The sequence below is a fragment of the Rheinheimera sp. genome, from assembly GCF_030824435.1.
GTDB lineage: Bacteria > Pseudomonadota > Gammaproteobacteria > Enterobacterales > Alteromonadaceae > Pararheinheimera.
The window spans coordinates 23,356-32,450 of record NZ_JAVBXS010000103.1 but is presented as its reverse complement, the minus strand read 5'-3'; the positions used below and the strand labels follow the sequence as shown (position 1 = coordinate 32,450).

The following is a 9,095-nucleotide window of genomic DNA, read 5'->3' as shown; positions in this document are numbered from 1 at the left end:
TGCTCCGAAGTTACACAGAAATATTATTTGCGACAAGTGGTTATCGCGGCATTAGTTTTTGGTGAGCTTAAAAGCGGGGGAACCCGGATAGTTAAATCACCCTCAAATATTTACAAAGTTTATGTACGCAGCTGAGCTTTAATAATCAATAGGGTAAGTTCTTGTGTTTCGCGTAACCCATCCAATTTGGTGGAGAAGCTCAACTTCAGCGATCCAGAGGGCAAAAACAAAGCTCGCTGTTAAAGTAAACCAGTAGTTCAGAAAATACAGCGCGGCTGGGTGGCTGCATAAGCAGACCGTCTGCGGCATGGATGCCGCAGTCGAGCCTATAGGGACATATTCACGGCGCGTCTGCGTTGCGGTTACCCAGCTGCGTTTTTTAGTGCTGCAACTTTTAAGATGCTGCTGGTGCAAACCTAAAACCATCTCCCGTTTTCCACCAACTTATTCCCATTTTATAACCTGCAAGTTGCGCATACTGTATACAATATGTAGTATCAGTTTTATCTAAAACAAAAGCACCATCACGGTTGTGCCCCTGGTTGTTGCAAAAAACAGTTGGAAAAAGTGGCGGGCGGCAACGGGTAAACAGCTGTGGTCTGCAAGTCGAGCTTTAGCTGCGGCCGTTTCCGGAAACTACAAACACAAAACAACAAGCGCAAAACAACCAACACAACAATGGCCAATACAGGAGGCAGGGTATGCAAGAGTGGCTTAACCGCATTATTTTTGACTACAGCAGCCCGTTAACGCGGCAGGGCAACGAACACAAATTTGGTTTTCGTATTCATAACCCCGACGTAATGCCGCATAGCCACTGGCATGGCCATATTGAAGTAAATTTTCTATTTAACTGCGAAGCCGAATATTTAATGAATGGCCGCAAAATTTATGTGCCACAAGGGCGCATGATTTTGTTTTGGGCTTCTATTCCGCATCAGCTCACCGCCAGTTTTGGTGACGGTTATATGGTGAATATTTATATTCCGTTGCAGGCTTTTCAGCAGTGGAAGTTTCCCAGTGAATTTATTGGCGCTTTGCTGCGGGGGGAAGTGCTGGTGGCAGACCAAACCCATCAGACCGATGTAGAGCTGACGCAGTTATGGGACAAAGATTTAAACCAGAAAAACGATGCTTTAACGGCGCAGGTGGTTAGTGAAATTCGTGGCCGCATCCGCCGTATGTCGGTGGAAAGTTATCAGACTTTTGGTGCCGATAAAACGGCCGATAAAAGCACCCGTAAAGAGCAGAAAAACCCGGTGGCTGGTTTGTCGCATATCGACACTATGCTGCGGTATATCGCCGACCATTATGATCAGAAAATTACCATCCCGGACGTGGCTGCTGTCACTGGCCTGCACCCCAATTATGCAATGAAGTTATTTCACCGCGTAATGAAAATCTCGATAAAACAATACATTAACCGACTGCGGTTATTACATGCCCAGGCACTTTTGGTCGACACCGAACAAGGTGTTTTAAATATTGCCATTGAAGCAGGTTTTGGTTCTATCAGCAGGTTTTACGATATTTTTCAGCAAGAGCTGCACATGACACCCCAGCAATATCGCAATAAAACCCAGAAGATCAGTGCTTGATGGTGGCGTTGGTCGCTGCATCAGACTTTTGCTTATTTTTTGGGAATGAATAGTGCCACCGGCATAAGCGAGGTGCAGCAGGGTCATGCTGCAATAAAAACCGGACTGCGGCTTTTGGCGCCGGCAGCTGTATTTGAGGAATAACAATGAAAAAGCCAGACCCAAAAATATCCATCAAAGCATCGATCAAACCAGCAATCAAAACATCAATAAAATCCGGCATCACAGCATCTATCACGCTGTTTTGTTGTAGCCTGTTGTGGGCCTGCACCAGTCAGGAAACACCACAAGAGCAATCAAAACCTCAGGCTGAAGCGGCTTTAGCCGCAACCCCGCCACAACAAAACGCAGCTGCAGATATTTATCAACTGGCCAATACCCTGCAGGATCGCTGGCAGCTGGAGCAGGGCGCTATTCGCTGGCAGGTGAAAGATACACATCAGGATCATCTGGAAATGAGTGGTGAGCAGCTATCGGCCATTATTTATTATGGTGCTGATAAACAAGGTGAATTGCTGCTTAAACGTAAAATTGTCTGGCCTTTATTACGCACAGTGCCGAACGACACCCACGCCAGTTTAATCCACGAATTTGACACAGAGGTGTCGCCAACCCTCCGCCTGAACGGGCAAAAGTTAAGCTCTGAGCGGCCAGACTGGGTGCAATATAACGGCTTGCTGACCATTCACAGCAAACTAACCAGCGATCTGAGTTTAAGCCGCACCTTAACACCAAGCCCGACTGCTGCTTATCTGGTGGAGCAACATGAACTGCATAACAGCGGTGCTAAGGCTCTGACTGTGCAGGTGGGCGCGCTTGATACAGAACATCAAACCCTAGCCAGTAAAGGCGTGGATGGCAGTTATCTGATTAAAGCCCATAGTAATTTTGCCGGTGAGCTGGTGCTACAACCTGGTGAAAGCAAAAGTTATCAGCTGGTTTTTAGTGCGGTGCGGGTTAAAGATATTGCCAGTGCCGACATCAGTGCCGACATCAGTCCACAACAAGCCGCCGATACTTTATTGCAACGTCAGCTTTATGTGGCGTCTTTGCAGCAAAAACTGCAGCTGGAAACACCGGATCCGGTGATTAATCAAATGTTTGCTTTTGCCAAACTGCGTGCAGCTGAAAGTATTTACCGCACTAAAGGCGGTTTAATGCATGGCCCTGGTGGCGGCCGTTATTACGCGGCAATCTGGGCCAATGATCAGGCGGAATACGTCAATCCGTTTTTCCCGTTTTTAGGCGATGCCAATGGCAATGAATCGGCCATGGTCAGCTTTTTACATTTTGCCCGTTTTATTAATCCGCAATTTAAACCGCTGCCATCATCTATTGTGGCTGAAGGGCTGGATATCTGGAATGGTGCAGGTGACAGAGGCGACTGCGCTATGGTGGCTTATGGCGCCAGCCGTTATGCCCTGGCTTCCGGCGATAAAAAACAAGCCCGGCAGTTATTGCCGTTAATTAACTGGTGCCTCGAATATAACCAGCGTAAAACCACCAAAGAAGGTGTGATAGCTTCCGACACTGACGAGCTGGAAAACCGTTTTGAAGCAGGGGAGGTGAATTTAAGCACCAATATGCTGGCTTATGGTGCGCTGGTGTCTTCGGCGCATTTGTACCAGGCGCTGGGTGATAATGCCAAAGCCAACACACTGCAACAGAATGCTGCCACCTTACGCAGCGCCATCAATAGTTATTTTGCTGCTGAAGTCGAAGGTTTTGCCACTTACCGTTATTACAACGGCAATACCAAACTGCGCGCCTGGATAGCCTTACCGCTGGTCATGGGTTTTGATGAGCAAAAACAAGGCACACTGGATGCTTTATTATCGCCGCAGCTGTGGACTGAAAACGGTATTTTAACCGAGTCGGGTGCCAAAACCTTTTGGGACAGAGCCACTTTATATGCCTTTCGTGGCATTTTTGCCGCCGGCGAAACCGACACTGCGATGAAATACCTGAAATATTACAGCCGCAAACGCCTGTTGGGTGATCATGTGCCTTTTGCTGTGGAAGCCTGGCCTGAAGGTGATCAGCGGCATTTGTCGGCCGAAAGTGGTTTATATGCGCGGGTGATCACCGAAGGTTTATTTGGCATTGAACCCACGGGTTTTAACCAATTTAGCCTGGCACCCCGTTTGCCCTCTGCATGGAACAGTATGTGTTTACGGCAGATCCGTGCTTTTGCCAGCAACTTTGATATTTGTGTACAAAAGCAACAGTCGGCAGAAAAACCTTATCTGATAGAACTGACCATAGAGGGCAAGGGCACAAAACAATACAATTGGGATGGCATCAAGCCGCTGCCCATTGCTATGTAACAATATAGTGCAACCGCAACTGCCCCATACTGTGTTGCGGTTGCAGCTTGATGCTGCTGCAAGCTACTGAGGTTTAGTTGTTGTGAGCTGTTGTTGCTTCAGTGTTCTGGCGCTCGTTTAAGGCTGGCAGGTGCGGGTAAGTTGCCAGCACTTTTGCGATTTCTGCCGCCACCAAAGGGGTCAGCTGTTGGTGTTGATGGTGCAACATATGATAAAAAGGCAGCGAAATATGCGGGATAACAAAACGCTGTGAAGACAGCTGCAAAGTAGTGTGAAACCTTTTGCCATCTACCATCATAAAACGATCCACTTTTTGCTGTTGGTACATATCCAGCAGTTGTTGCCAGTTGTTCACTTCATAGGTTTTGGCAGAAATTTTTAACTTGATCATATCCTGCACTTTTTTCACCACAGGGGTAAAAATTAATAACGCCGGATCTGTTAAGTCGGCCGGGCTGCATTTGACCCTTGCGCTGCAATGATAACTGATCTTCATCTCGTCAATTTGGTACACCAGCTGCATCTGCGGCAGCAGCTGTTTTAAGCTATCTATTCTGGCAATATCACCATCTATTTTACCTTCCTGATAAAGCTGGATAAAACGGTTGGGGCTAGCTTCAACCAGCTGTATTTCAATCCCCAGGTTCTGATAAGCCTGACGGATGATGGGCAGATAATATTGTTGGGTTGTAGGGTGATTGGTGTAACTAAATACCAGCACTCTGGGTAAGGTGCCTTTGGCCTGCGGACTTGTACAGAGCAATAAACAACAGCAGACAAAAAACTGCAGCACAGATTGGCAGAGGCGGGCAGGGATCCAGAAATTCATTTTTGTCCTGAAGTTGTAGTGCGACATCTGTCAGCTCAATGTTTTACCTATGCATTATGCTGTGTATCTGAGAAATAACACTGATTTTAATGACGATTTTTTTTACCCCCTATAAGTGCTGAATAAAAACAAGCGACTGCTTTTTTGCAGCCGCTCAGCCCGGTGGTTATTGCGCGGCATAAGCCTGCTGATTATTGCGCAGCATAAGCCTGCTGAAAGTTCCGTTTGGCAGCTTTGGATGCATTGGCATCCAACCTGATATCGGCTTCTTCAATAAAATGGCTTACCGTTAAACCCATGCGGGCCAGATAGGGCGTGATATCCAGATATTCGTTGCCACTGACATAACGGCGGAAAAAGTCCGTCATATCTACCCCACTGACCAGCTTCACATGGCGGATAATATCGGCGCTGCTATAACCTTTAGGCAGCTGGCCTGGCGCTGTAGTGCCAAATTCGCTGAACATCGAACGCATTAAATCGGCCACGCCTTTTTTGCCCTGGGTGGCGTCACGCATTTCGGCTTCCATCGCCATGGCCACTAAAGCACCACCGCCATACACCAGGGTACGTAGCGGTTGTTTGTCATGGCCGGCCTGCTGAAAACTGGCCTGAGAGCGCTGATAATAACGGCCAATGGCATGGCGGCTGTACATGGTTTCAAAACGTTTCAGCATCCAGGCCTGATCAAACTGACCACCACGGTGCAGCAACACTGCAGTCAGATAATCAGTAAAACCTTCTTTAAACCATTCGTCGTCCACAGTGGCCGGCACCATCGACAAGCCATTCCAGAAATGCAGCAGCTCGTGCGCCATCACATTGCCCCAGACAACTCTGTTGGCGTCAGTAGCAGGGCCTTTGATCAGCTGGCTAAAACTGCCTTCAAAAGCACCGCCATCAGCAAAACCTTCGTTCACCACTATTAGATATTGTTTACGGTTTGGTGTACTGCCAAACATGCTGCTGGATTGTTGCAACATGCTTTGTAATAACGAGGTAAAACGCTGGCTGTCCTGGGCATAAGGCGCGCCAAGCACTAAATCCAGGGTGTAATCCTGATGTTTAATTTGCTGGTGTTTGGCAGTGCCAAAAAACATCGCGTTAGATAACAGTTCACGGCGGGTGCTGGCTTGAAAACTGTTGTCAGCGGCTTTTGGCCAGGGGGTATAAGCCTGCCAGCCTTTGGGCAGCTCAAACTGCACCTGGATATTGGTGTCCATTTTGTCGGCCGGCACCACAAACAAAGCGTAACCGGTAAAAAACAAACCTTCGTCGGTTTTATAAGCTATTTCTTCCACGCCGGCTGGCCACTGATAAGCGCCATGGCCGGTTTGTACTTTATAACGTACCCTTACTTGTTGATCGCCAACCGGCAATACCCAGTCGCCATCCGGCGTAGTTGTCACGGCAATGCTTTTGCCCTGGCTGTCTTCTACCTGTAAGTCTTTGATAAAAGCCGCCTGACCGGCCGGTAAATTCACCGCCCCCATCACATTAAATAGTGCCAGCGTGTTGCCATGTAGCTGATAACGGGCGTCCACTTCCAGCAGATCCGGTTGTACTTTTACTCTAATTTGTGGGGCTGGCTGAGTTTGTGCTGCCGCAGTTTGTACTGGTGTTGCAGCTTGCACTGGCGTGCTGGCAAGGGCTGTGCCGGTATAACAGCTCAGTAGCAGGCTGGCGGTGTAACATAAAGTGGCTTTGTTTACATTAAACATCTGTTGAAGTTCCCTGGTTTGCAGCCTGTGATGGTTGCTTATTATTGTCAGCAGAAAAATTGACCATGTCAGTAGTGCCGTAAAAAATAACTGACAAGCTTCTAAGGGGGTGGATTATTCAAAAAATTGTCACAGCTTGCGACTCTGGATTTGTATCAGAATATTCAGATATGTCAGGCTCAAATAACATTATTTTGTTTTTCAGAAGCTTAACTTTAGCAACTTATGTTATAGGCACAAAAATTGTGATAGTGCGGGCGAAAAAAGCCCGGTAAGCAATACCGGGCTTTGAGTTTATAACTGCGGATCAGTGCTGTGCCAATGACAAAGCTGCCATTTACAGCGGCGTTAAAATTGCGGCAAAACCGCCACCAGCCACCATAGCAATGTCCAGCTGGTCACCGGCTTTAACCACTCGTTTTTCCAGTTTGTAATCTTCAGCGTGACGGTCGGCATTGATGCCGTCTTTGATCAGCTCCAACTGATACGAGCCTTTGGGCAGGAAATCCAGTTTCACCGGCAAAGTGCGTGGCTGGTCGTTGGTCATGCCGGCCAGATACCAGTTATTGCCGTTTTGCCGTGCCATCAGCAGATATTCACCAATATTGGCGTGCAGCACTTTAAAGTTGTCCCAGACGGTTGGAATTTTGCTGATAAAAGCCGGAATTTCAGGCTCGGCCAGATAACTGTTGGGCGTGTCGGCCAACATTTGTAACGGGCTTTCATAAAGTACAAACATCGCCAGCTGATGGGCGCGGGTACCCAGGCTCATAGGGCGGGAAAATACCGCATTAAAATCTTTGCGATGCGCATTACGCATAGCACCCGGAGTGTAATCCATTGGCCCTGCAATCATCCGTATAAAAGGTAAATGCAGGTTATGCGCCGGTGTGATTGAGTCTGACCATTTATGGTTTTCCAGCCCTTTTACGCCTTCACGGGTCAGCACATTGGGGTAAGTGCGGTGAATACCGGCCGGTTTATAAGAGCCGTGAAAATTCACCATCAGCTGATATTTGGCGGCCATAGCGGCGGCGCGCCAATAAAAATTCACCATACTCTGGCTGTCGCTGTTCATAAAATCTATTTTAAGCCCGGTGACGCCCCATTTTTTATACAGCGCCATGGCCGCTTCCATGTTTTTATCAAGGCCTGTCCATGGCACCCAGAGCTGCACATCAACACCTTTATTGTTGGCGTGGGCAATAATGGCTTGTACATCAATGGTTGGCAGCACAGTCAGTACGTCGGCGTGTGTTGACCAGCCATCATCAATCAGAATATTTTCAATGCCAAATTTGGCAGCAAAATCAGCATAATACTTATAGGTCTCGGTATTAATGCCGGCTTTAAAATCAACGCCTTTAAAGTTGTTTTCGTTATACCAGTCCCAGGCAATCTGGCCTGGTTTTATCCAGCTGGGTGCGCCAATACGGGAAGGCTCAGCCAATAAATAACTGAGCTGAATATTCAAAAGCTCAGCGTCAGAGCGGGCCACGCCAATAATGCGCCAGGGATAATTGCGGCTACGCGACACTGTGGCAACACTGGCGGTGAACGCACCGGTTTGTTCCAGGTTCTGCGGGTTCTGTTTGGTTAGATCCAGGTCTTTTGGATGCACACCATAAATGCGGCCATCCCCTTTGCCTTGTAACCAAAGACCGGGGTAATCCTGTAAATCGGTTTCGGTGAGTAATAAATTCACGCCTTTGGCGACAAACAGTGCCGGCAAACTACCCAGTTCATCACCATCAATATTTTTGGCGGGCAGTGGCGTAAAAGTAGGTTGGGTGGCGGTGCGGAAGTTTTTTTCAAAAGGGAAATAACTATAAGTACCGGCCACAAAATTAAAGTTGGCCTGCTCGGCTTTAAGCTCAGCTTTGACGCCGGTTTTATCCGCCTGTTTGCCTTCAAAACGATAAGCTACCCCTTCATTAAATACCCGGAATTTCAGGCTGAAATGCTGTTTAAAATCAAGCTTAAGTTCGTTGTAGTGGTTGCGGATCTGCGCTGTACGCACCTTCACTTCAGGGGTTAACTGTTCATCCACTGTTGTTTGTTGTTGGCCTGTGACTTCGGCGTTTTTGCCAAAAAACAGGCCATCAGCAAACTCAAGACCAATGACAGAGGGTTTGATCAGCAGCTCACCGTCAACTGACAGCTGATATTGCAGCTGTGGTTGGTTGTCGATTTTGACTTCCAGCCGGCCGTCGGGCGATTTTACAACATAACTTTGTGCTGACAGGGCAAATGGCAATAAAAAACTCAACAAGAACAAAGCTTTGGCGCTTGTTGCGCCTGGCTTGTGGTAAGGCAAAACAGCGCGGGCTGTGTTGGCTAGGCAAGTATTCAACATAAAAAGCTCTCCATGGATAACAAAAAACCATTGGAGCAGCAGCCAGCGCCAACAGGCGCATGCTTTTAAGCTTGTTGTTTCCCGGAAAATAAGCAGCAGTGGCGCTGCTTTGGTACGGACAATGAACACAAAACCGGCCACACAGCTTTTGCTTGTAGCGCTTTGTATATGGGCGCTTTTGGACAAAAAACTAAAAGCAACTAAGGTTGAGGTTGTCCGCTGTCAGTTCACACCGGATGCACCTGTCGTCTCGAGAAAAGCCAT

Annotated in this window: 5 protein-coding genes; 2 read left to right on the top strand and 3 right to left on the bottom strand. The window is 47.8% G+C overall.

Going from position 1 to position 9,095, the window contains the following annotated elements; translation table 11 throughout:
- Positions 1–701: 701 nt before the first annotated feature.
- Both melR and RCH83_RS17255 read left to right on the top strand, forming a co-directional pair.
- Positions 702–1,598: a transcriptional regulator MelR gene (melR, locus tag RCH83_RS17260; protein WP_306524062.1), complete on the top strand. Its 897-nt coding sequence runs from the start codon at positions 702–704 to the stop codon at positions 1,596–1,598.
- 146 nt (positions 1,599–1,744) lie between these two features.
- Positions 1,745–3,925: a hypothetical protein gene (locus RCH83_RS17255; protein WP_306524061.1), complete on the top strand. Its 2,181-nt coding sequence runs from the start codon at positions 1,745–1,747 to the stop codon at positions 3,923–3,925.
- Between the two features lie 73 nt (positions 3,926–3,998).
- Here the strand turns inward: RCH83_RS17255 and RCH83_RS17250 are convergent, their stop codons facing one another.
- The 3 genes from RCH83_RS17250 to RCH83_RS17240 all read right to left on the bottom strand — a co-directional run bounded on the left by RCH83_RS17250 (position 3,999) and on the right by RCH83_RS17240 (position 8,831).
- Positions 3,999–4,754 (bottom strand): hypothetical protein, encoded by a 756-nt coding sequence (locus tag RCH83_RS17250; RefSeq protein ID WP_306524060.1) that lies wholly within the window; start codon positions 4,752–4,754, stop codon positions 3,999–4,001.
- A gap of 191 nt (positions 4,755–4,945) precedes the next feature.
- On the bottom strand, positions 4,946–6,475 hold the full coding sequence (locus RCH83_RS17245) for a M1 family aminopeptidase (RefSeq protein WP_306524058.1): 1,530 nt from the start codon (positions 6,473–6,475) through the stop codon (positions 4,946–4,948).
- Between the two features lie 337 nt (positions 6,476–6,812).
- Complete coding sequence (locus RCH83_RS17240) at positions 6,813–8,831, bottom strand: glycoside hydrolase family 97 protein (protein WP_306524056.1); 2,019 nt, start codon at positions 8,829–8,831, stop codon at positions 6,813–6,815.
- Between the last annotated feature and the right edge of the window lie 264 nt (positions 8,832–9,095).